Source organism: Homoserinimonas aerilata (assembly GCF_006716125.1).
Taxonomy (GTDB): Bacteria; Actinomycetota; Actinomycetes; order Actinomycetales; family Microbacteriaceae; genus Homoserinimonas; species Homoserinimonas aerilata.
In genome coordinates, this window is the sequence record NZ_VFOM01000005.1 from 57,657 (window position 1) to 79,463 (window position 21,807).

The following is a 21,807-nucleotide window of genomic DNA, read 5'->3' on the forward strand; positions in this document are numbered from 1 at the left end:
CGCGATGGGATCTCCTCTCAACGGGTACCCAATTTCGTGAGTGGTCATATTTGCGCCCAAGATTCTGTTCTTTGGTTCAGAATTGACCACTCAGAAACTGGACACATCGGGCCCGTTTACGTGAGCGGTCAAAAGTCGCCCCGCCGCCTCCGGCTTGGGTCCAGAATTGACCACTCGCGCAGGGACGCACCTGTGGAGAACTCGCCAGCCTCGTCGGCGGCGCCAGCTAGCCTTGTGGCATGACTGAGACGACCACGCCTGATGCGGCACTCGAGACGCTCGGCAGGGTTTTCGGTTACGACAGTTTTCGCGGCGACCAGGCGGAGATCATCCGTCATGTGGTCGCCGGTGGCGACGCGCTCGTGCTCATGCCGACGGGTGGCGGCAAGTCGCTCTGCTATCAGGTGCCGTCGCTTGTGCGCGAGGGCACGGGGGTTGTCATTTCGCCGCTGATCGCGCTCATGCAGGATCAGGTGGATGCTCTGGCTGCGGTGGGCGTGCGGGCCGAGTTCCTGAATTCGACGCAGGGGCCGGATGAGCGGCGCAGGGTTGAGGCGGCGTTCGTGGCGGGCGCGGTCGATCTGCTGTATCTGGCGCCAGAGCGGCTCGCGATCGAGTCGACCGCGCAGCTGCTCGACCGCGGCACGATCGCGCTTTTCGCGATCGATGAGGCGCACTGTGTGGCGCAGTGGGGGCACGATTTCCGGCCCGACTATCTGCGGTTGTCGATGCTGCATGAGCGTTGGCCGGCCGTGCCGCGCATCGCACTGACGGCGACGGCGACGGAGCAGACGCACGCGGAGATCGCGCTGCGCCTGCAGCTCGACGATGCGCGACATTTTGTGGCGAGTTTCGATCGGCCGAACATCCAGTACCGCATCGAGGCGAAGAATCAGCCGCAGCGGCAGCTGCTGGAGCTGCTGCGCACGGAGCATGTCGGCGACGCGGGCATCGTGTACTGTCTGTCGCGCGCATCGGTGGAGAAGACGGCCGAGTTCCTCAATTCGAGCGGCATTCCGGCGCTGCCATACCACGCGGGTCTGCCGGCTGAGGTGCGCGCCGCGAACCAGTCACGCTTCCTGCGCGAGGACGGCATCGTCATGGTTGCGACGATCGCGTTCGGCATGGGCATCGACAAACCGGATGTGCGTTTCGTCGCCCACCTGGACCTGCCCAAGTCGGTGGAGGGCTACTACCAGGAGACGGGCCGCGCGGGCCGCGACGGCCTGCCGTCGACCGCCTGGCTGGCCTACGGGCTGCAGGATGTGGTGCAGCAGCGCCGCATGATCGAGCAGTCGGAGGGTGACCTGGCGCACCGCCGCCGCATGAGCGCGCACCTGGATGCGATGCTGGCGCTGTGCGAGACGGTCGAGTGCCGGCGCGTGCAGCTGCTCGCCTACTTCGGGCAGTCGTCGCAGCCGTGCGGCAACTGCGACACCTGCCTGAACCCGCCGCAGGCGTGGGATGGCACGGTGCCAGCGCAGAAGCTGCTGTCGACGATCGTGCGCCTCAAGCGGGAACGCAATCAGACATTCGGCGCCGGTCAGGTGGTCGACATCCTGCGCGGCAAGGAGACGCCGCGCACACTGCAGCACGGGCACGAACAGCTCGCCACGTGGGGCATCGGCGAGGACCTGAGCGATCAGCAGTGGCGCGGGGTGGTGCGGCAGCTGCTCGCGCAGGGGCTGCTCGCGACGCAGGGTGAGTACGGAATTCTTGCGCTGACGGATGCCTCGGCCGCCGTTCTCTCGGGAGAGCGCGCCGTGTCGCTGCGCACCGAACCGGAGCGGGTGGCCCGGAGGGCGCCGAAGCGGCAGGCGGCGCTCGCCGACCTCGAGCCGGCGCAGGTGGAGCTGTTCGAGGCGCTGCGCGTGTGGCGCGCGGAGCAGGCGAAGGAGCAGGGGGTTCCGGCGTACATCGTGTTCGGGGATGCGACGCTGCGCGCGGTCGCCCTGGCGAAGCCGGCGACGATGGACGAACTGGATGCGCTGCCCGGCATCGGCGCGAAGAAGCGCGACGCGTACGGGCAGGCGCTGCTCGAAGTGGTCGCCGCGGCTTAGCTGCTGGTCGAGGGGCACGGAGTGCCGTCTCGAGACCGGGTTGTGCGCGGGTGGGGTTTCGAGACGACCTCGTTCCTCGGTCCCTCAACCCGCGGGTGGCTTTGCTGGTCGAGGGGCACGGAGTGCCGTCTCGAGACCAGAACCGACGAGTAACCCTCCTTGTGCGGGCGAGTTACCGGGGTTAGCGTGGTGTCTCTGTCTTACCCGGCATCACCGTTGTTCTGCACCCGAAGCAGGCGTCATGTACATCTCGTTCTCCGACCGCCCCAGGGGTGGCGCGCGGCCCACGACGGGTGCGGGCGCGCGCGTGTCGTCGGTGGTGATCGCTCTCGGCGTGGTCAGCATGCTCACGGACGTGTCGTCTGAGTCGGTTGCGGCGATTCTGCCGCTGTATGTGACCGGTGTGATCGGGCTTTCCACTGTCGCCTACGGTTTCATCGACGGCATCTATCAGGGTGTGAGCGCTCTTGTGCGCATCGCGGGCGGCTATGCGGCGGATCGCGGCGACCAGCCGAAGTGGGTGGCGTTCTTCGGCTATGGGGTGTCGGCGTTGGCGCGGGTGGGCTTGTTGTTCGCGTCGGGTTTTGCGGCGCTGACGGCGGTGCTGGCGATCGACAGGCTCGGCAAGGGGGTGCGTACGGCGCCGCGCGATGCCCTCATCGCTGCTTCGTCGCATCCGGATGCTTTGGGCAGGGCGTTCGGCATGCACCGGATGCTTGACACGATCGGCGCGGCGCTGGGCCCTCTCATCGCCTTCGTGATTCTGCTGCTCATCCCGGACGGCTTCAGCACGATCTTCGTGGTGTCGTTGGCGTTCGCGCTGCTCGGCCTGGCGGTGCTCGGTTTCATTGTTCCGAATCGCCGCCCGCGGGCCGAGGCGCCTGTGGTGGCCCGCCCGGCGAAGCGGTTCAGTCTGCGCGAGTTGCGTGACCCCCGCCTGCGCCGGCTGCTGCTGGTTGCGGCGCTGTTCGGGCTGCTGACGGTCGGTGACGGGTTCATCTATCTGGTGCTGCAGGGCAGGGGCTCGTTTGCAGCGGAGTGGTTTCCGCTGCTCTATGTGGGCACGAATGTGGCGTTCCTCGCGCTGGCGGTGCCGGTCGGCCGGCTCGCCGACAGGGTCGGGCGTGCGCGCATATTCGTGATCGGGCATGTTGCGCTGCTGGCGGCGTACGTGTCGGCGGCGCTGCCGGTGGCGGGGGCTCCGATCACGATCGCCTGCCTTCTGCTGCTGGGCGTGTTCTATGCGGCCACCGATGGCATCATCGCGGCGCTGGCCACGCAGTTCACGCCGGTGTCGGCGCGGGCGAGCGGCATCGCGGCGGCGCAGACGGTTGTGGCGGTGTGTCGTTTCTTCGCGTCGACCGGTTTCGGGCTTCTGTGGTTCTTCGCGGGGCGCGCGAATGCGGTGATCGTGGTGGCGGTGGCGCTTGCTGTGGTGATTCCGTTCGCGGCCTGGCTGCTGCGGCAGGCGACCCGGCGCCCGCCAGACGAGGGCCCGCCAGACGATGGCACGCCAGACGAGGGCACGCCGGACGAGGGCACTGCGGACGAGGGCACGTCAGACGAGCGCCCGTCAGATGAGGGCACCGCGGATGACCCCGCAGAACGGGTGGCCGAGGGGTGAGCGGTCGCGGGCGTTGGGCGTGGCTCGCCGCTGTCGTGGCCGTTGTGCTGCTGGCGACGGGCGGCTACGGCGTGTGGGCGTATCTCGACTATCAGGGCAGGGTGTCGGCGGCAGACGAGGCGGCGGGTGACGCCGTGCCGTTCGAGAGCGTGCTCGATGGCCCGCGGGTGCTGTTCCGCAACACGGTGCTCGGGCAGCAGTACGGGCTGGTGGCGGCGGTGCCACTCGAGGGCGCCGACGGCACGGATGCGACGGTGGCTCCGGATGCTCCGCGCGCGGTCTCGAAGGTCGCCTGCGACCGCGTGCATGCGAGCGCCGACAGGGTGCTGTGCCTGCACACGGATCGCCGGCTCGGCTCGAAGTTCGAGGCGAAGCTGTACGACAACGAGTGGAACGAGCTGGGTGGTTGGCCGCTGCCGGGGGTGCCGAGTCGCACCCGCATCACGCCGGATTCGCAGTTGTGGGCGAGCACGGCCTTCGTGACCGGCCACTCCTACGCGACGATCGGTTTCTCGACGGCGACGACGATCAGCGGCGCGGATGGCACCGAGTACGGCAACCTGGAGGACTTCACGACGACGATCGAGGGGGAGCCGCTGACCACGAGCGACCGCAACTTCTGGGGCGTCACCTTCGCCGACGATGGCAACACCTTCTACGCGACCGCGGCATCCGGCGGCAGCACCTGGTTGGTGCGCGGCGATCTGGCGAAACGCACCATGGTGTCGCTGCGCAGCAATGTGGAGTGCCCGTCGCTGTCACCGGATGGCACGCGCATCGCGTTCAAGAAGAACGTGTCGACGGGGTCGGTCTCGAGCTGGTCGATTGCCGTGTACGACCTGGCGAGCGGCACGGAGACGGTGGTCCCGGGCGAGAGCAGCGTCGACGACCAGGTGGAATGGCTCGACGACAACACCCTCCTGTTCGGTCTGCCGCGGCCGGATGCGGTGGGAGACAGCGACGTGTGGTCGGCCCCGGCGGATGGCAGCGCAGAGCCGACCTTGTTCATCGAGCACGCGTGGTCGCCGGCGGTCGTGCGCGGCTGATGCGTTGCCGTCAGCGGGGAAGCATCGTGTCGTTCGCGCCCATCTGAGGCGGTCGCAGCGACGGGCGCAGCAGGGCGCGCAGCGTCGGCCAGGAGGTGCGCTGCCCGAGGAGTCCGCGCCGCAGCTCCACGAGCACGGTCATGCCGAAGTAGAGCCAGGCGCGGCCGTCGCCCGCCCGCCGCCGGTACAGGCGCACCCGGTTGAGCATCTGCATGGTGTGGGTGGCCCAGCTCTCACCGGAGCCCCCTCCTATATGCATTCCGCCGGCGCGCGGCGTGTACATGGTCGCCCATCCCGCATCCTTCGCCCTGAGGCTGAGATCGGTCTCCTCCGAGTACAGGAAGAACGACTCGTCGAGGCCGTCGAGGGCGTCGAAGCATTCGCGGTCGACGAGCAGGATGGCCCCCACCGCCCAGTCGACCTCGTGCTCGCTCTCATATTCGGATGCCCGTTCGTTGCGTTCCGCGAAGACGGGCAGGCCCGTGAAGCTGAGCCCTCCGACGCGGGCGAGCGTCGGCCCGCGTCGGATCGTCGGGGAGAGCCGGCCGTCCTCCTCGCGCACCCGGGGGGCGACGATTCCGGTGCCCGGTCGACGCAGCGTCTCGAGCATCCGCGGCACAGAGTCGGGGTCGAGCGTCGCGTCGGGATTCAGGATGAGGATGGCCGAGGCATCCGGTGATTCGCGCACCGCCCTGTTGATGCCGGCCGCATAGCCGTCGTTCGTGGAGGGCACGACGGTGCAGTCGGTGCGGCGCGCGAGCAGCTCGACGGTGTCATCGCTCGACCCGTTGTCGACCACGACGACCGAATACGAGAGGTCACCGAAGGCGTCTGGCAGGCTGTCGAGCAGGCCAGTCACGTGCCGGCTGCTGTTGTAGGTGACGACGACCGCGGCGACGTCGAGAGGCCCGCTGCCTGCGGCCTGATCAGATGCCGTCACTGTGCGGCTCCCTTGCGTGTGGTGGGGCTTGCGTGTGGTGGCGCTTGCATGTGGGGGCCTGCGGGCGGATGACTCTCCCAGGTGATGCGGCGAACGCTCCCGCACAGCCCGGCAAGCAGAAACAGCATGCCGCCCGCGATCGGGAACGAGAGCCCGTCGAAGAACGCGAACAGAACGGCCACATTGATGATCGACGCGGCAAGCGCATGCGCAAGGAGCCGCAACTGCGGTTCGGATGCCCGCTTCGCCCGGAGAGCGCTGCCGATGGCGGCGGCGAAGAAACCGGCGAATGCGATGACGCCGAGCACGCCCAGCTCGATGGCGATGAGCACCCACTGGTTGTCGAAGATGTAGTACCGCGGCAGGAAGAGACCGAAGCCGGAACCGATCACAGGGGATGTCGACATGAATTCGGGCACACGCGCCAGGCCGCTCGTGCGCGACTGTGTGCTCGGGTCGTCTGCGGCGCCGGCGAACAGGCCGACGGTGGTGGTCAGCAGGCCGGGCACGGCCGCGAAGACGGCGACACCGAGCACCCCGCCGACGCCGATCGCGACGATGCGGGAGCGGGGGGAGAGCGCCGGGATCATCGACACCACGGCCACCGCGAATCCGATGATGGCGGAGCGGGAGACGGCCACCATCGACGACACGGAGATGAGGGCGACGGGCAGCCACCAGCGCAGCCCTCCGCGACTGTGCGGCGCCTGGAATCCGCGCGAGATGGCGGCGGCGATCACGAGCGGGAGCGCCGCGTTCAGCGCGGTCGCGTATTCGAGCGGGTGGATGGCGGTGCCCGAGGAGCGCACGACGCCGGCGCGCTCGCCGAGCCCGCCCGCGAGCGAGAGCCCCGGAATCGTGCCGAAGAAGTCGACGAGAGCCTGCCCGGTCACGAACTGAAGCAGGCCGAGCGTGGCGAGCAGCCCCGCGCCGATGCCGATGCGTCGCGCCATCGTGGTGAGGTCGCCCAGAGTGCGGATGCCGTCGACCGCGACCAGCAGCACGCCGGCCCACGACAGCAGCCGGATGAGCGCCGTGAGTGCCGGGCTCACCTGATCGTCGGGCTGGCCGCGCAGCATGGCTGCCGCGAAACTCACCAGCACGAGCACGAAGAACGCCATGAACGCGAAGCTCACCGGCTGCGACACGGGCCGCAGCTCCGACTCTCGCGCCTGCAGGCGGGAGATCACCCACCAGGCGAGGAGCACCAGACCCCAGATCAGGGACGGGCGGCCGAGCGTGCCGAGCAGACCGATGGTGACCCCCGACGGAATCGCGAGAAGCAGCACCAGGTAGACCGTGAGCATGCCGACCGCATCGATCTCACGCCGCGGTGCGCCACCGTCACGATCGAGGCGGCGGCGGGTTGCTCGCTGGGTCGACACGCCGAGTCACTCCTCGCTGTCGGGTTCGGACGCCGCGGGCTCGGACACGGCAGGTTCAGATGCCGCAGACTCGGATGCCGTCGGTTCTGATGCTGCAGCCGCAGACGCCGCCGGCTTCTGCCGCGCACGCTTGCGCCGCTGTCGGCTCAGCCCTTCGACGAGTCCGGCCAGCAGCAGGGTCAGCGCGGCGATGCCGAGGCCGCCTCCCGCCGCGACCAGGATGCGCGTGCGCTGCTCGGCGACGCTCTTCTCGTCGACGGTGATGGGGATCACGCTCATCCGGTTGTCTGCCGGGATGCGCTCGCTCGTCTGGAAGTCCTCGAGCACCGTCGCCGTGCGTTCGACGAGCAGCGTGAGCACCTCCTCTGCCGCGGCGTCGCTGTCGGCGGTGACGGTGATGAGGATGATGGGGCCCGCCGTCGTGGTGTCTCGCGAGATCGCGATCTCCACTCCCGGGTGCTTCTCGGCCATGTCGTTGACCACGTTCTCCGAGCCGATCGCCCGCACCAGAACATCCGCGGCCGGTGCCAGGCCTCCCAGGAACAGGTACGGGTTCGCCCCCTCGGGGATGCTGTTCGCGCCGGGCAGCAGAAGCTGCGTGGCCGAACGGTTGTAGCCCGGGGGGATCGCGAACCAGGCGCCGATCGCGATCGCTGCGGCCGCGAGCAGACCAGGCACGACGATGTACCACCGCCTCAGCAGCCCACGGAGGGTGTCGGAGAAGTTCACGGAGTCTGTCCTTTCGCACTGTCAGATGCCCGATCGTGTCGCGCGGTGAGCATCCGGTCGATGCCCACGGATGCCCAGGCCCCGATGAGAAGGGCGACCGCGAGCATCGCCGCGAACGCCGTCACAAGGGCGCTGCGCGAGGGGGTGACGTGTTCGATCTGCGTGGTGAGCGGCACGACGGATGCCGTGATGCGGCCGTCATCGGTGACCGACAGTTGCGCCTGCTGCGATTCGGCGGTGCTCACGATCTTGTCGATCAGCTGCTGCTGTCGTGATTCGACCCAGTCGAGGGTGCGGCCGACGACCTGGACCTCGATCTCGGCCTTGTCGATCGTCGCGGCCCACTGGTTGCCCGAGTCGGCCAGGTCGACGAGCACGCCCTCGCGGATGCCGGCACCGTAGAAGGGGGCGTCGTCCATCGAGTATCGCGCGGCGGCTCTGCCGTTGTTGACCTGCGCCGTGACGGCCGCCGCGAAGGCGATGATGTTCGAGTCGTTCGTTCCGTTGCTCGGCGACAGGGTCGTTGTCGAGGGGCGCATGAACGAGATCACGGTTCGCGTGCTGTACGTGCCGCCGTCGTGCAGCATGAGCGCCGTGGCAAGCACCGCGCAGAGGAGCAACGCCAGCGGCGCGTACCAGCGTCGCAGCATTGCGGTCACGATGTGGCGGATGGTCACCGGAGCCTCTTCACCGCGCTCGCCGCGAGGTTGCGAAGATCCCGGATGCCCGGGCGATGCTCCACGAGGGAGCGCACCGACTCTGCCGTGTCGAGTGCCGTGACGCTGTAGCGCGCCTGGATGTGCGAGGTGGGCCTGGCCGGGAGGCGGTCGCTCGTGTACACGGTGCGGTACCGGGCCTGCCGCAGCCGGGCCAGCAGGCGGCGGTCGTAGCGCCCCAGCGGGAGCGCGGCGTCATCGATGGGGCCGCCGCTGGCCTCGACGAGGGCGGTGCGGGCGTCGATCAGCTCGCGGCGTGCCTCGGCGTCGCTCAGACCGCGCCACGGCACATGCTCCCAACCGTGGCTGCCGATCTGCATCCCGGCGCCGCGCAGCTCGCGCAGGTCTGCCGGTGAGAGGCTCGCGGCGTCGTCGCGGCGGCCGGCGAGCGCGAAGAAGGTCGCCTGGAGACCTCGCTCGAGCAGTGCCGGAAGCGCCACCGAGGCATCCGAGGCGTTGCCGTCATCGAAGCTCAGCCGCACGCGGGGGTTCTCGCGGAGCTCATCGAGGATGCGCAGAAAACTGCCCTCTGTGACCCAGTAGCGCGCCTCGCCCGGTTCACGTTCGCGGATGATCGTGCCGATGCCGTGAAAGCAGATGTTGGCGATCATGTGGCCGCCCCGTTCGTCGCCGGTGGCGCGCCGCGCGTGCTCTCGTCGCGCCCCCACCCGTCGCCCGCCCGGACCGTGCGCCGGGCGAGCAGCCCCGCCAGCAACGTGATCACGACATAGGGCACCGCGGCAAACGCCAGCCGGGGAGTCGGCAGCACCACATGGCGCAGCCAGGCCCAGCGATCGGCCGGGCGCACCGCAACGTCGACCGCGCCGGCTGTGGCGGCCGCGCGCAGTTGGGCGTTACCGCGGCGCACCCGCACGAGCCTGTTCAGCAGTTCGCGCGTCGTGAACGGGGCGGCGACGACGACCTCGACGTCGCTCGCCTCCGCCTTCTCGGCATCGGCGAACTGGGAGTCGAGAAACAGGTCATCGGCGATCATGGCCGGGAAGGAGTCGAAGCGGCTGCGGCCCTGCTCTGAGAGTGCGATCATCCCGCGCCCGAACAGGCCGTTTCTGAACGCCGGCAGCCGTTCGTTGATCGCGCAGTACGCGCGAACAGGCCAGGGGCGCCCGGAGGTGTCGAGGCGTCGCCGCGGAACCACCGCGAGTGGGTATGGCGGATGCGAGAAGCGGCCGGTGACCGAGGCGAGACCGCCGGGCGGAACCAGGATGTCGGCATCGAGATAGATGCGGGGAAAGTAGTGCGCGAGCCGCTCGCCCGCGTTGAGCGCGGCGGCCTTTCCCGGCTCGGGGCGGTCGATCACGGTGACGCCGGCGCGCGTCGCCACGGCCACCGTGTCGTCGGTGCACCCGTTCGCGCTGACGATGATCTCGAGCGGCTCCGACACCGCCTGGCCCAACAGCGCGCTGAGGCTCGCCCCGAGCACATTCTGCTCGTTGTGCGCGGCGATCACGACGCTCGGCATGGTGCGGTTCCCTTCGCCATGGTCGGGTACGACAGGCAGTGAGTTCCCTCTTCGAGCAGGATAGCGGGCGGGCCCCCACTCGTGCCGTAATATTCGCAGCATGACTCGAGGAGAGATCGAGGTTCGGCCGATCGCACGGGGTGATGCCGAGGCGGTCGCCCGGTTTCTGTCGGCCGAGTTGAACCCTCGCGTGCCGCTCTCGGCGTGGGCTGCGCTGCTCGATCCGCCCTGGCAGGCGGAGGCCCCCAACAGCGGCTTCCAGCTTGTGGCGGGCACGGATGCTCAGGGTGGCGCCGAGATCGTGGGCGTCTACATCGCCGTCTATTCCGAGCGCGAGGTGGAGGGTGTGCGGCGCCGCTTCTGCAACCTGGCGGCGTTCTGCGTTCGCGAGGAGCACCGCGCGCAGAGCTTTCGGCTGCTGCGCGCCATCCTCGGCCAGAAGGGTTTCGAGTTCACCGATCTCTCACCGAGCGGCAACGTGGTGGAGCTGAACAGGAGGCTCGGCTTCGTGCCGCTCGACACGACGACCCGCCTGCTCGTGAATCTTCCGAGCCTGCCGAGGCGAGGCCTCGAGGTGACGGATGATGCGGCCACGATCGAACGGACGCTCACGGGGGCGGATGCGCGGCTGTTCCGTGACCACCGCGACGCCCCGGCGGCCCGCCATCTCCTCGCGGTCGACGGCGAGGAGTATGCGTACCTCGTCTACCGTCGCGACCGACGCAAGGGCCTCCCGCTGTTCGCCTCGCCGCTGTACCTCGGCGGCAGCGCGGCGCTCCTCGCGACGGCGTGGCCGCAGATCGCGTCGCGGCTGCTGCTCGGCGGCGCTGTGGCGACCCTCGCGGAGCATCGCGTGCTCGGCCGCGTTCCCGCCCTTGGCGTCACCCTGAAGGCCCCGCGCGCGAAGATGTTCCGCAGCGCCGAGGTCACAGCCCAGGGCATCGACTATCTGTACAGCGAACTGACGCTGCTCGAGTGGTAGCGGCGGGCATCCGGGACTGTTCGTTAAAGAGGTCATGGCCGCCCCGAGGGGCGGCCATGACCGGTTGATCAGTTCGCGGCGCGGACGGGCGTGCCGTCATCCCACGTGTTGTTGCTCCACACGTTGCCGGGCGCGTTCGAGTCGAACGACGTGATGGGGCCGTAGAAGCCACACTTGCCGGAGTCGCCTCGCTGCCAGACATTGTTGGTGAACCGGATGTCCCTGGTTCCGCTGGAGAACGGCTTGCCGCCGGTCGACCCGCCGTAGCTGCAGTAGCCGCCCGATCCGGCGCCGAACAGGTTGCCGTCGATGACGTTGTTCTGCACGACCGCGAAGTCGCCGTACCCGGTCAGTGCTGCCGAGCATCCGGCGTCGGGGGCGACATCCGGTGCGTCACACACGATGGTGTTGCCGCGGATGACGGAGCCGGCACCCATGCGGATGCCCGATTCGTGCGCGCGGCCCGAATCGTCACGGAACTGCCCGTGCACATAGGAGGAGACGACGGCGCAGTCGAGCGCGCAGTTCACCGAGCGGTTGCCGCCGGTGACCTCGACGCGGGTCGCCGTGAAGCGGGCGTCGCCGATGCCGGTCGCCACCTGGTTTCCGGAGTGCACCTCGCTGTCGGTGATCGTGAACGAGCTGGTACCGCGCTCGCTGTTCGAGACGGTGCCGTTGATGACGGAGCGGCTGATCACGACGTTCTGCGCCTGGATGCTCAGGGTCGAGCAGTTCACCTGCTTGGCGTCGATGACGGTGCCGGGTGCCGTGATGGTGCACGATCCGGTGTACGGCGTGAGGGCCGTGCCGGCGGGCACTCCCGTGGTCGCCGCCGTCGGGAATCCCTGAGACGGGGCGGGGGTGGGCGTCGGTGCGGGAGTCGGAGCGGGCTCCGGCTGCGGAGTCGGGGCCGGAGTGGGCTCGGGCGTGGGCTCCGGGGCCGGCGTCTCTTCGTCGCCGGGTGCCGGCGTCTCGCCGTCACCGGGGTTCGAGGTGCCCGGTTCGCCCGGCGTCGTCGGGCCTGCGGGGGCGCCGACGCTGAACACCACATCGACCCAGTAGTTGCTGGAGCGGTAGGTGTCGGTGGGGAACTTCGTCTTCGTGCCGTACTTGAACACGCCCGCGCCGCGCTTGATCGTCAGCTGCGACGACTGCGACTTCTCGTCGAAGTTGTGCGTCGCCGCGTAGCGACCGTCGGTGGCGTAGTACGAGACGACGTACGTCTTACCGGCCTCGAGGGTCACGGGCCGGTCGAACTCGGCTGTCTGCCAGCCAGAGTCGGTCTCGTCGTCGAATGTGGTCGTCGCGAGCACCCGGCCGCGTTCGCTCCACAGGGTTCCCGTGTGGGGGCCGACGGCGCGGTCACCCTTCCAGAAGCGCATCGCGGTGGCGTTGCCATCGGCGCGCACGCTGAAGCGGGTGCCGACCTCGACACCGGTGTCATCCGAATGCTCGACGAGGCTTCGTGGTGCCTTGTCGCCGAGGATCGTGTTGGCGGATGCCGCAACGGGGGCCACGCCCCATGGGGCTGTCACGAAGAGGGAGACGAGCAGCGCGAGAGCTGCCACTGCCGCCCCGAGGGCGAGTTTCACTCTCTTCGGGCTCGCCAATAGGGGAATCATCTTAAAATGAGGGGAAATCAAAATACATCCTAGCTCGTCTTGTGTGTCGAGTCGTCGCCCGCGTCGCAGTTAGGCAGAGCGGGTGAGGTTGTACCCCCATCGGGAGAGGCTTGCCCCCATTCGAGGGGCAACATGACCTGTCAATTAGAACCGACGTATGCCCCCGGGTCAAGCTGACGACACGCCTCACCTCGCCGTTCGGTCGGATGGTCGAGCCTCTCGCACCGTCGCGCCGCCTGCCACGAGCAGGTTCGTGAGCAAGGCGACCGAGCTGGGTCGCGGCGTGATGCGGCCGGCAAGCACACCGTCGATCCAGTCCTGCTCGACATAGCCGGGAAGGCGCGCGGAGGAGAGAAGCGCGGGGTTCTCACGCCAGTGCTCGACCACGCGCCCGGCAAGTTCTAAACCCCCGGCCGGAGGCCGATTCCTGTTCCGGATGCGCTGGGTCGCCTTGCGAGACAGGCGCAGCGCCGCACCCACCGTGCCGGTCACCGAGCGCCACGGGGTGGGGTGGGCCATGGCGATCGGGGCGGGCCGACCTTCGAGGGGAATCCGGGCCAGTTCGGGGTCGAGTTCGAGCTGCAGTCGGGCGAGAAAAAGAGAGTGGGCTTTGTCCCCCGGTGACAGCCGAGAGGCGAGACTGAGAAAGTGCTGGCAAAGCATCGGATTCACGACGACGCGGTCGTGGCCGACGGCCGTGTCGGTGGCTCCCGCCCAGCGTTGCATCCGGTGCCGCAGGTAGAGATCGTCGGTCGCGCGGAACCACTCCTCGCTCGCCGCCGCCATGACGGAGGCGAGTTCGTCGTCGGCGACGCTGCGGGCCCAGCCGGCGAACTCGCTGCCGAGGAGGCCCGGCTCGACCGACTCGTTCGCGAACATGCGCCAGGACGCGAGTTGTTCTGAGTCGATCCGCGTGAACGGGCGGTCGCGCACCGCCCCCAGATAGTAGAAGCCGCGGGCGACCTCGCCGCCGAGGCCCGAGATCCGCACCCCCTGCTCGAAGTTGCGCTCGGCGACGGAGAGAGCAGCAAGCGCGACCGGGTCGGCCATTCCGTCGAGCCGCACCGCAGCATCCGCCACCAGGCCCCACGCATCCGCGGGGCTCACCGCATCGAGCGCAGCGAAGTCGTGCGCCTCGTGCCGCAGACCGTAGCGCGCCGCGAGGTCTCGGGCGACGCGCACATCGCCGCTGCCGGGGCCTCCCAGGGTCATCGCCCGCAGCCCGCGCCGACGGGAGGCGGGGATGGCGCTGAGCAGGATGCGGGAGTCCTGGCCGCCGGTGAGCTGCAGAACGGCATCCGGATGATCGTCGAGGAGCGCTTCGAGGGAGGCACGCAGCAGCGCAGCAGCGCTCGCCACGGCGTCGTCGAGCGACACCCGCTCGTCCGCCTCAGCGGGGGCCGGGTCGATGCGCAGCCCCTGCGCATCGATGCGGGCGACGGCGCCCTCGGCGAGCTTCTCGATGCCGCGGAACAGTGTGCGCCGTCCCAGCTGCCAGCCGAGCAGCGACTGCACGGCCACCGCGGTGTCATCGAGCTCGGCGGCGCGCGCCCGGCCCGCGAGCAGCGCCGAGGTCGACAGCACAGGTGTGCCCGAGGCATCCGGTGCGCTGTGAAAGAGCTGCCGGAACCCCATCGAATCGGCGACCATCGTCACACCCCGCTCGTCGCCCGCGACGGCGGCGAACGGCGGGAGCAGGCGCGTCAGGGCTGCCGGGTCGTCACGCATCGCGTCCACGATCTCGGCGGGTGCAACCGCGCCGCGATCAGAGCGGATCACGCGCGACAGGGCGAACGCCGGGGCGGGGCCCAGCGAATCCAGCCCCCACGAGGCCAGACTCACGGGCCCGCAGCTCGCCATGGAGACGGCAGGATGCTCGAGGAGCGCGCTGATGCGCCCGGCGTCGTCGCTGCCGTGCGCGATGAAACCGGGCAGGGTCCCGAGCGGGCCGCGCATGTCAGGCAGCGGCGAGCTTGGCATCGACGAATCCGGTGAGCGTGCCCACCGTCTCGAAGATCTCGGCGCCGAACTCGTCGTCGTCGACTGTGATGTCGAAGCGGTCCTCGATCGACGTCACCAACTGCACGACGCCGAAGGAGTCGAGCTCCGGCAGCGAGCCGAACAGCGCGGTGTCCTCCTTCAGCTCGTCGGGGCTCTGGCTGAGTTCGAGTGACTCGATCAGCACGCCGCGCACGGCGTCGAGGGTTGTTGTCATGACTGCTCCTTGTGGTCGAGACGTGGCTGGTCAAAATGTGGCTGGGCGGATGCGTTGGGGCCTCTCACACGATGACCTCCGCCGGTGCGGGGTGGCCGAGGAACGCCGTCGGGCTCGCGGTGAGGCCGTAGGCCCCGGCCTGGAAGATGACCACGAGGTCGCCGATCTCCGCCTCGGGCAGCTCGACGTGGTCGCCGAGCAGGTCGAGCGGGGTGCACAGGCAGCCGACGACGGTGGCGCGTTCGGTGAGCGGGCGTCCGACGTGGTTGCCCAGCACGAGCGGGTGGTTGCGGCGGATGGCCTGGCCGAAGTTGCCGGAGGCGGCGAGCTGGTGGTGCATGCCGCCGTCCACCACCAGGAAGGTCGTGCCCCGCGAATCCTTGCGGTCGAGCACCCGCGTGACGTAGACGCCGCATTCCCCGACCAGATATCTGCCGAGCTCGATGACCGGCGTGGCCTCGGGCATCCGCTCGGCCACCGGCCCGTCGACGAGGTCGTGCAGGTTGTCGGCGACGAGTTGCAGTTCGAGCGGCTGGTCCTTCTCCACGTACGGGATGCCGAATCCGCCGCCCAGGTTGAGGTAGCGCACCGGGGTGGCCAGGTGTTCGGCGAGGCTGCTGACGAGGTCGACCGTGCGCCGCTGCGCCTCCGCGATGACGGCCGCGGCGAGATTCTGCGAGCCGGCGAAGACATGGAAGCCGAGCACGTTCACGCCGGCGGCCGCATAGTCGCGCAGCACCGCAGGCACCTGTTCTGCGTCGATGCCGAACTGCTGCGGCCCGCCGCCCATCCGCATCCCGGAGCCCTTCACCGCGAAGTCGGGGTTCACCCGGATGGCGACATTCGGTGTGAGCCCGAGTTCGTCGCCGGCGGCGATCACGCGATCGAATTCGGTGCGCGATTCGAGCTCGACGATGATTCCGGATGCGACGGCCTGCCGGATCTCGGCGGGCGACTTGCCGGGGCCGGCGAAGCTGATCCGCTCGCTGCGCATGGTCGTGTCGAGCGCGGCCTGCAGCTCGAGCCCGGATGCGACGTCGATGCGGTCGACCCTGTTCGCCAGATGCTGCACGATGGCCGGCATGGGGTTCGCCTTCATCGCGTAGCTGAGCTCGAGGCGTTCGGGGAACGCTGCGCGCAGTTCGTCGATGCGCCGGTCGAGCAGCCCGCGGTCGTAGGCGAAGAACGGTGTCGAGCCGACACGGGCGGCAAGCCGGCTGAGGGGCATCCCGCCGACCCTGAGCTCTCCGTCGGCCGTGCCGAATGCGGCGGCGTGATCGTGCGGCTTCATGCCACGACCTCCTCGGCGAGAAGGGTGCGATCGTATTTGCCGTTCGGCGAGCGGAGCAGCTCCTCGCGCAGCTCGATGCGCGAGGGCACCATGTAGAGCGGCAGGAGCTTCTTGAGGGCCGCGGTGAGCGCGACGACGTCGAGACCGGTTGCCGTCGGCGTGGCCACGAGAACGATCCTCTGCCCGAGTGCCGGGTCGTCGACGCCGAGGGCGACCGCGTCGCGCACGAGGCCCGTGCTGTAGGCGGCCTCCTCGATCTCGTCGGGGCTCACCCGGTAGCCGGATGTCTTGATCATGTGATCCTTCCGGCCCACGAAATACAGAAAGCCGTCCGCATCGGCCACGACCGTGTCGCCCGACCACACCGCGGTCTCGGGGGCGCGCCACTGCGGGTGCCGCACGAGGCGGTATCTCTCCGCGGTGCGCACGGGGTCGTTCCAGTAGCCGAGCGTGACGAGCGCCCCGCGGTGCACGAGCTCGCCCTCCTCGCCGGGTGCACACGGGGTGCCGTCGGGGCGCAGCACGAGCACCTCGGCGTTCGGGATGGCCCGCCCGATCGAATCGGGTCGACGGTCGACCTCCGCGGGGTCGAGATAGGTGGAGCGGAACGCCTCCGTGAGGCCGTACATGAGGTACGGCTCGGCGGTCGTGAACACCCCGCGCAGCCGATCGAGTGTGGCCCGGGGCATCCGCCCGCCCGTGTTCGCCCAGTAGCGCAGCCTCTGCGCGGTCTCCTCCGGCCAGTCCAGGTCGGCGAGCTGCAGCCACAGCGGCGGAACGCAGGTCAGCCCTGTGACGCCGTACTGCTCGCACAGCCGCGGCACCTCACGCGGCAGCAGGTAGTTCATGAGCACGCAGTGCGCGCCGACGGAGAACGCCGTCGTCACCTGGCTGAGGCCCGCGTCGAAGCTGAGGGGGAGCACGCTCAGGATGACGTCGTCGCTCGTGTGCCCAGATAGCTGCTCACGCTCTCTGCGCCGACGATCAGGTTGCGGTGGCTGACGACGACGCCCTTGGGGCTGCCCGTGCTGCCCGAGGTGTACAGGATGGCCGCCGGGTCTACGTCGATCGCGGAGGAGGACGCCGGCTCGCCTGCCGCGAGCTGGCCGTGCTCCCAGCGGTGGAGCAACAAGGACGCTGCGCCGTCTGCTGCCATGTCACCCGATGCCGTGCGGTCGGATGCTGCCCCGTCACCGACGACGATGACCTGCGTGATGCGCGTGGCCGGCAGAATGGCCGCGAGCTGCGGCAGCCGCTCGGCCGAGGTCACGAGCACCTCCGCCCCGCTGTCGCTGAGGATGTGCCACACCTGGGTCGGCTTGAGCACGGGGTTGACGGGCACGAACACGCCCCCGGCGGCGGAGACGGCGAAGATCGACACGACCGTCTCAATGCGCTTCTCGAGGTAGATCGCCACCCGGTCGCCGCGCTGCAGGCCCACCGTGAGCAGCTGCGCTGCGGCCGTGCGCGACATCCGCCAGACCTCCTCGTAGTCGACGGTCGTGCCGCGGTAGCTCAGCGCGGGCGCGGCAGGAGTCGCCGCGGCCGCCTGTGCGAGTAGGTCGTGGAGGTGCGTTCTGATCGCCGTCACCGTGCGCCCCGCTCTGCGTCTGCGCCGCGCTCGACGAGATAGCGCTCGAACCCGGTCTCGTCGTCGAGGTCGACGTAGCGCCGCCCCTGCGGATCGGTGTCGGATGCGTCATCCGCTTCGGTCACGGGCGTGACCTCGAGCGGTGCGAAGCCGGTCAGCCGGTCGAAGACGGAGACGTAGGCAGTGGCCTGCGGCCGCCAGTCCAGGAGTGTGGAGACGCGGGCCCGGGCCGCCCGGCCGAGCCGCGCGCGAAGCGAGGGGTCGTCGATGAGCGCCTCGACCGCATCCGCGAACGCCGCCACATCGCCGGAGGGCACATAGAGGAGGGTGTCGCCGCCCGAGACGCGGGTCTCGGTGAGGTCGAACGACACGGCGGGCAGCCCGTAGGCCATGTACTCCATGGTCTTGTTCATCGTCGACAGCTCGTTGAGCGGGGTCTTCAGATCGGGGCAGAGGCCGATGTCGGCGCGGCTGAGATGCTCCGCGATCTCGGCCCGGTCGACCCGACCGGTGAAGCTCACATGGTCGTCGAGCCCCAACGCCGTCGACTGGGCCTTCAGCTCCTCGAGGCAGTCGCCGAATCCGAGCAGTGTGGGCCGTCACGGTGCTGCGGCCGCGACGGTGCACGAGCTCGTCGACGACGAGCAGCACCTGGTCGACGCCGTCCTGCGGCCCCATGATTCCGAGATAGACGAGGTTGATCTCGCCGGCAGGGCGGGGGTGGTCCGGATGGATGGGGCGCATCTGCCGGGTGTCTGGCCCGCTGCGAACGACGGTCACCTTGCTGGGCATGCGGCCTCCTCGCCGGATGGCGACCGCCTTGTACGACTCGTTGGTCGAGATCACGTGCTGCGCGGCGCGGAAGGTGCGGCGCTCGAGCCAGAGCAGGCCGCGGTGTTCAAGCGCCTTCAGGCCGCCGCGCGGCTCACCGAAGCGCGACACGAACAGTTCGGGGTTGAGGTCGTGGTGGTCGAACACGAAGTCGACGCCGAAGGGGCGCAACAGCAGCGCGAGCAGCCAGTAGGTGTCCGGCGGGTTGCAGGCCTGGATCACATCGAAGCGCTGCATCCGGCGTACTTTCAGCGAAAGCCAGGCGGTGCGCACCCAGCTGTACGCGAACTCCCACACGAAGCCGAGGAGCCCCTTCGCCTCGGGCGCGGGGGCGTACTTGTGGATGCTGACGCCGTCGAGCAGCTGATGTGCGGGGTCGCCGGGCCCCTTCGGGCAGATCACGCTGACGCTGTAGCCGCGGGCCACGAGGGCCTGGGCACTCCAGCCAGACCCGGCGGTCGAGCGGTACCGGCAGATTCTGCACGATGATCAGCACATGCGGCGGGGTCGCGGCGCGGGAGGTCATGAGGGCTCCTCAGCTCGGAACCGGCCGGGGCCGGCATCGATGGGACGGATGCTGCTGGTGTGGATGCTGATGAGGCGGATGCCGCAGGTCGGATGCTGCTATGTCGGGATGCTAGCCGGGCCGGATTTCTGTCCGCCGAGCTTCGCCGGGAGGCGGGGCAGATACGCGCGCAAGCTCTGAGACGAGCTGGCGGGCGAGCAGGCGCACGATGACGAGATAGGCGAGCAGCACGGCGACGCCGATGAGCAGGATGCGCACGAGGGGGGCGAGGCGCCGTCGGTCAGTGCGAGCACCAGCCATCCGGCCCCCGCCCCCGCAGATGGTTGCGGCAGGCGAGGAAGCCGAAAGGCCCGGCGAGGGTTCTCGGCGACGTCGCAGGAGCCGGGCGACGAGGAACCAGCGGCTCACGGTGGCGAGCACGGCAACGGCGAGGAAGCCGTAGGCGGCGGCCTCGAGCACCCCACTGCGCGGTCAGCGCGGTGGCCGCGACGGTGCAGGCGTCGATGAACAGCGCGTAGAGGAACCACCGGCCCGGCCTGCGAGGCAGTTAGAAGAGACGTGGTCGAGGGTCGCCCCGACGACCAGCAGACCGGCGAGGGCGAGCACTTGGGCGACGCGCGCGCTCTGCTCCCAGCCGTTCGCCGAAGACGATGGGGATCAACAGCGGTTGCCGCCACCGCGAGAAGAGTCAGGGGCGGGGACATGACCGCGTACGTCATCCCGGAGCGCTTTGCGGTAGGCGCTGCGCAGCGCTCGGAGGAGCCCGGATCTTCGCGAACGCGACCGTGGAGACCGGAACGAGCGCCGCCCCCGTGAGGTCTTGCACGATCTGCACGAGCCTCTGCGCGATGTTCAGATAGCCGAGCGCCGCCATGCCGAGCACGGTCGAGATGATGGCCGCCTCGGCCCAGGCGCGGAACATGGCCACGAACTCGACGCCGAGCACCTGGCTGCCGAAGCGCGCCATGACACGGAACTCGGCGTAGGAGAATGCGAAGGCCGGCCGCCAGCGGGCGCCACCCAGGCGAGCACGGCGGTCAGGAACAGCTGAGACCAGGATCTGCCCGACCAGCGCCCCACAGCCGAGACCGCCTCGAGCGTCATCCCACCGCCACGACCTGCGCGACCACGGCGGCCACACTGCCCTGCGCGGCGATCGCCCGGAACCGCATCCCGCGCCGCAGAAGTGCCATGGGAACGGATGCCGTCGCCGTGAACACGACGGCGAGCGAGAGCACCTGCATCACGGGCACGATCTGTTCCGAGCGGAACACCAGCCCGACGAGGGGAGCGCACAGGATGAGCGCCCCGGCCAGGAGCAGACCGGCGACCGTGGAGAACCAGAACCCGGTGCTCAGCATCCGGCGGTCCGTTGTGTCGGCCTGCACGATGTAGGCGGCGAATCCCAGATCGGCCAGCAGATAGAAGAAGGGGAGCATGGTGGATGCGGCGGCGACGGTGCCGAAGTCCTCCGGGCTGAGAAAGCGGGTGAGCACGGCGATCGTGACGAAGCCCGTGATCCTGATCGCCCATTTCTGCACGATCAGCCACAGCACGCCGGAGGCCGCCTGGCGCCCTATCGAATCCGGCTGCTGCGTGCCTGTCTGTTCTGGCATGTCCCCTCCCCCCTCGTGTTCTCGCGCGTCGTTCCGGTGTGACGGGCGTCAGAGCCCGTACACCTCGTCCTCGATGATCCGCACGATGTCGGCCTGCGCCCGAGCCCATCCGACCCCGCGCACGGACTCGGATGCGGCGCGCGCCGTCTCCGAGATGCGGGGCCTCGTGACGACCTCGCTGAGCGCCGTCGCGAGTCGGGAGGGGGTCGGCGCGGCCCACACGGCGTGCTCGTTCTGCAGCACGAGCTTCGCGTGCGCCTCGTCGTTCATGACGGGGATCGCCCCCGCCGCGAGCATCTCCTCCGGCACGAGCGACACGTTCGTGAATGACAGCACGAGCCCGGCGATGCAGGAGTTGTAGAGCGTGTTGAGCTGCTCGGCGCTGAGCCTGCCGTGCTGCGTCGTCGGGAACGGCAGGCCCGCGATCCGTGAGCCGTAGAAGTGGATCTCCTGCTCCGGGTGCAGCTCGTGAAACCGCTGCAGGGCGAGGCGCGCCAGCCAGTACCCGCGGCGCGGAAAATCGGGGCGCGCGAAGAAGACGACGCCGGAGCGTTCGCGCTCCGGCAGCAGCCGGTACACCGTGGTGTCGCATCCGAATTCGGTCACATCGGGCTCGACGCCGATCTCGCTGCGCAGCAGCCCGGCGATCATCTCACCCAGCGCGATGCAGCGGAAGCCGAAACGGTACGAGTCCTCCGCCAATGCATACATGGCGCCGCGCGCATAGAAGAACGGTTCGTAGTCCTGGATGAAATAGAGCCGCCGCATGGGCGAGAAACCGCGGCGGGCCAGCACATGGGCGCTCTCCCACGACGAGGCGACACACGCGTCGACACCATCGATGCCGTCGACGGCGTTGCGAACCTCGGCACGCAGATCGGGCCACCATTCGCGGATGACCCGCTCCTGAGCCCGGATGTCGCCGGCATAGCGGTCATACAGGAACAGCACGCAACGGTGGCCGGCCTCCTCGGCGGCCCTGACCATCCGGAACAGCGTCGTGTGCCCTCCGGAGCCGGCGCTCGGCGGCGTCATGATCAGCCGATCGTCAGCGCCTCGCCGCGCGCGGGTCGAACCGTCGGTACGGCGAGCTCGAGCTGGGTGGAGTCGGCGACGTCGTCGTCGAGCAGTGGCTCGGCGAGGGTCGCCGCGC

The 21,807-nt window shown here is 69.4% G+C and carries 21 protein-coding genes and 1 pseudogene; 4 read left to right on the plus strand and 18 right to left on the minus strand.

Annotated elements, in window-relative coordinates:
* Nucleotides 1-239: 239 nt before the first annotated feature.
* From recQ to FB562_RS13175, 3 genes are all read left to right on the plus strand, one after another.
* Nucleotides 240-2,060, plus strand: coding sequence for a DNA helicase RecQ (gene recQ / locus FB562_RS13165; RefSeq protein WP_141881764.1), 1,821 nt, complete (start codon nucleotides 240-242; stop codon nucleotides 2,058-2,060).
* A 241-nt stretch (nucleotides 2,061-2,301) separates the two neighbouring features.
* The gene (locus FB562_RS13170; protein ID WP_141881765.1) at nucleotides 2,302-3,684 is read left to right on the plus strand and encodes an MFS transporter; all 1,383 of its coding nucleotides are present in this window, start codon (nucleotides 2,302-2,304) and stop codon (nucleotides 3,682-3,684) included.
* Nucleotides 3,681-4,730 (plus strand): TolB family protein, encoded by a 1,050-nt coding sequence (locus FB562_RS13175; RefSeq protein WP_141881766.1) that lies wholly within the window; start codon nucleotides 3,681-3,683, stop codon nucleotides 4,728-4,730. Before FB562_RS13170 ends, FB562_RS13175 begins: the two co-directional genes overlap by 4 nt.
* Nucleotides 4,731-4,740: 10 nt before the next feature.
* Here FB562_RS13175 and FB562_RS13180 read toward each other — a convergent pair whose 3' ends face one another.
* Genes FB562_RS13180 through FB562_RS13205 form a run of 6 tightly spaced genes read right to left on the minus strand, consistent with a single transcriptional unit; the run spans nucleotide 4,741 to nucleotide 9,980 of the window.
* Entirely contained in the window at nucleotides 4,741-5,670 is a 930-nt protein-coding gene (locus FB562_RS13180; RefSeq protein WP_185740589.1) for a glycosyltransferase family 2 protein, read from the minus strand.
* Nucleotides 5,667-7,055 carry an O-antigen ligase family protein gene (locus FB562_RS13185; protein WP_141881767.1) on the minus strand — a complete coding sequence of 463 codons (1,389 nt, stop codon included), beginning with the start codon at nucleotides 7,053-7,055 and terminating at the stop codon, nucleotides 5,667-5,669. Before FB562_RS13185 ends, FB562_RS13180 begins: the two co-directional genes overlap by 4 nt.
* Before the next feature lie 6 nt (nucleotides 7,056-7,061).
* Nucleotides 7,062-7,784 carry a hypothetical protein gene (locus FB562_RS13190; RefSeq protein ID WP_141881768.1) on the minus strand — a complete coding sequence of 241 codons (723 nt, stop codon included), beginning with the start codon at nucleotides 7,782-7,784 and terminating at the stop codon, nucleotides 7,062-7,064.
* Nucleotides 7,781-8,461 (minus strand): hypothetical protein, encoded by a 681-nt coding sequence (locus FB562_RS13195; RefSeq protein WP_141881704.1) that lies wholly within the window; start codon nucleotides 8,459-8,461, stop codon nucleotides 7,781-7,783. The genes FB562_RS13190 and FB562_RS13195 overlap by 4 nt, the downstream gene beginning before the upstream one ends.
* Nucleotides 8,458-9,111: a polysaccharide deacetylase family protein gene (locus FB562_RS13200; protein WP_141881769.1), complete on the minus strand. Its 654-nt coding sequence runs from the start codon at nucleotides 9,109-9,111 to the stop codon at nucleotides 8,458-8,460. Before FB562_RS13200 ends, FB562_RS13195 begins: the two co-directional genes overlap by 4 nt.
* On the minus strand, nucleotides 9,108-9,980 hold the full coding sequence (locus tag FB562_RS13205) for a glycosyltransferase family 2 protein (protein ID WP_141881703.1): 873 nt from the start codon (nucleotides 9,978-9,980) through the stop codon (nucleotides 9,108-9,110). Before FB562_RS13205 ends, FB562_RS13200 begins: the two co-directional genes overlap by 4 nt.
* A 100-nt stretch (nucleotides 9,981-10,080) precedes the next feature.
* Here FB562_RS13205 and FB562_RS13210 point away from each other — a divergent pair, with 100 nt between their 5' ends.
* A complete protein-coding gene (locus FB562_RS13210; RefSeq protein ID WP_221625425.1) occupies nucleotides 10,081-10,962 on the plus strand; it encodes a hypothetical protein in 882 nt (293 codons plus the stop codon).
* A gap of 68 nt (nucleotides 10,963-11,030) precedes the next feature.
* Here the strand turns inward: FB562_RS13210 and FB562_RS13215 are convergent, their stop codons facing one another.
* The 12 genes and pseudogenes from FB562_RS13215 to FB562_RS13260 all read right to left on the minus strand — a co-directional run bounded on the left by FB562_RS13215 (nucleotide 11,031) and on the right by FB562_RS13260 (nucleotide 21,689).
* Nucleotides 11,031-12,554 (minus strand): DUF4082 domain-containing protein, encoded by a 1,524-nt coding sequence (locus FB562_RS13215; RefSeq protein ID WP_185740581.1) that lies wholly within the window; start codon nucleotides 12,552-12,554, stop codon nucleotides 11,031-11,033.
* 216 nt (nucleotides 12,555-12,770) lie between these two features.
* On the minus strand, nucleotides 12,771-14,564 hold the full coding sequence (locus tag FB562_RS13220; protein ID WP_141881701.1) for an asparagine synthetase B family protein: 1,794 nt from the start codon (nucleotides 14,562-14,564) through the stop codon (nucleotides 12,771-12,773).
* Nucleotides 14,542-14,799, minus strand: a complete 258-nt coding sequence (locus tag FB562_RS13225; RefSeq protein ID WP_141881700.1) for an acyl carrier protein — start codon at nucleotides 14,797-14,799, stop codon at nucleotides 14,542-14,544. Before FB562_RS13225 ends, FB562_RS13220 begins: the two co-directional genes overlap by 23 nt.
* A 64-nt stretch (nucleotides 14,800-14,863) precedes the next feature.
* Nucleotides 14,864-16,090, minus strand: a complete 1,227-nt coding sequence (locus FB562_RS13230; protein ID WP_141881699.1) for a pyridoxal-dependent decarboxylase, exosortase A system-associated — start codon at nucleotides 16,088-16,090, stop codon at nucleotides 14,864-14,866.
* Nucleotides 16,087-17,013 carry an AMP-binding protein gene (locus FB562_RS13910; RefSeq protein ID WP_221625432.1) on the minus strand — a complete coding sequence of 309 codons (927 nt, stop codon included), beginning with the start codon at nucleotides 17,011-17,013 and terminating at the stop codon, nucleotides 16,087-16,089. The genes FB562_RS13230 and FB562_RS13910 overlap by 4 nt, the downstream gene beginning before the upstream one ends.
* Before the next feature lie 2 nt (nucleotides 17,014-17,015).
* Nucleotides 17,016-17,681, minus strand: a complete 666-nt coding sequence (locus FB562_RS13915; RefSeq protein ID WP_221625433.1) for an AMP-binding protein — start codon at nucleotides 17,679-17,681, stop codon at nucleotides 17,016-17,018.
* A complete protein-coding gene (locus FB562_RS13860) occupies nucleotides 17,678-18,220 on the minus strand; it encodes a glycosyltransferase (RefSeq protein WP_246081505.1) in 543 nt (180 codons plus the stop codon). Before FB562_RS13860 ends, FB562_RS13915 begins: the two co-directional genes overlap by 4 nt.
* A 268-nt stretch (nucleotides 18,221-18,488) precedes the next feature.
* Nucleotides 18,489-18,938, minus strand: a pseudogene (locus FB562_RS13865) (glycosyltransferase); the annotation flags it as partial.
* Between the two features lie 211 nt (nucleotides 18,939-19,149).
* Complete coding sequence (locus FB562_RS13245; protein ID WP_141881770.1) at nucleotides 19,150-19,497, minus strand: hypothetical protein; 348 nt, start codon at nucleotides 19,495-19,497, stop codon at nucleotides 19,150-19,152.
* 256 nt (nucleotides 19,498-19,753) lie between these two features.
* The gene (locus FB562_RS13920) at nucleotides 19,754-20,179 is read right to left on the minus strand and encodes an oligosaccharide flippase family protein (protein ID WP_141881771.1); all 426 of its coding nucleotides are present in this window, start codon (nucleotides 20,177-20,179) and stop codon (nucleotides 19,754-19,756) included.
* Nucleotides 20,139-20,654 carry an oligosaccharide flippase family protein gene (locus FB562_RS13925; RefSeq protein ID WP_141881772.1) on the minus strand — a complete coding sequence of 172 codons (516 nt, stop codon included), beginning with the start codon at nucleotides 20,652-20,654 and terminating at the stop codon, nucleotides 20,139-20,141. Before FB562_RS13925 ends, FB562_RS13920 begins: the two co-directional genes overlap by 41 nt.
* A 48-nt stretch (nucleotides 20,655-20,702) precedes the next feature.
* Nucleotides 20,703-21,689, minus strand: a complete 987-nt coding sequence (locus FB562_RS13260) for a rhamnosyltransferase WsaF family glycosyltransferase (RefSeq protein ID WP_141881773.1) — start codon at nucleotides 21,687-21,689, stop codon at nucleotides 20,703-20,705.
* Nucleotides 21,690-21,807: the final 118 nt, after the last annotated feature.

Excerpts from the sequence above, each read along its gene's own strand:
- recQ (WP_141881764.1), top strand. The coding sequence starts at position 240 with ATGACTGAGACGACCACGCCTGATGCGGCACTCGAGACGCTCGGCAGG.
- FB562_RS13170 (WP_141881765.1), top strand. The coding sequence starts at position 2,302 with ATGTACATCTCGTTCTCCGACCGCCCCAGGGGTGGCGCGCGGCCCACG.
- FB562_RS13200 (WP_141881769.1), bottom strand. The coding sequence starts at position 9,111 with ATGATCGCCAACATCTGCTTTCACGGCATCGGCACGATCATCCGCGAA.
- FB562_RS13205 (WP_141881703.1), bottom strand. The coding sequence starts at position 9,980 with ATGCCGAGCGTCGTGATCGCCGCGCACAACGAGCAGAATGTGCTCGGG.
- FB562_RS13210 (WP_221625425.1), top strand. The coding sequence starts at position 10,081 with ATGACTCGAGGAGAGATCGAGGTTCGGCCGATCGCACGGGGTGATGCC.
- FB562_RS13220 (WP_141881701.1), bottom strand. The coding sequence starts at position 14,564 with ATGCCAAGCTCGCCGCTGCCTGACATGCGCGGCCCGCTCGGGACCCTG.
- FB562_RS13225 (WP_141881700.1), bottom strand. The coding sequence starts at position 14,799 with ATGACAACAACCCTCGACGCCGTGCGCGGCGTGCTGATCGAGTCACTC.
- FB562_RS13230 (WP_141881699.1), bottom strand. The coding sequence starts at position 16,090 with ATGAAGCCGCACGATCACGCCGCCGCATTCGGCACGGCCGACGGAGAG.
- FB562_RS13925 (WP_141881772.1), bottom strand. The coding sequence starts at position 20,654 with ATGCCAGAACAGACAGGCACGCAGCAGCCGGATTCGATAGGGCGCCAG.
- FB562_RS13260 (WP_141881773.1), bottom strand. The coding sequence starts at position 21,689 with ATGACGCCGCCGAGCGCCGGCTCCGGAGGGCACACGACGCTGTTCCGG.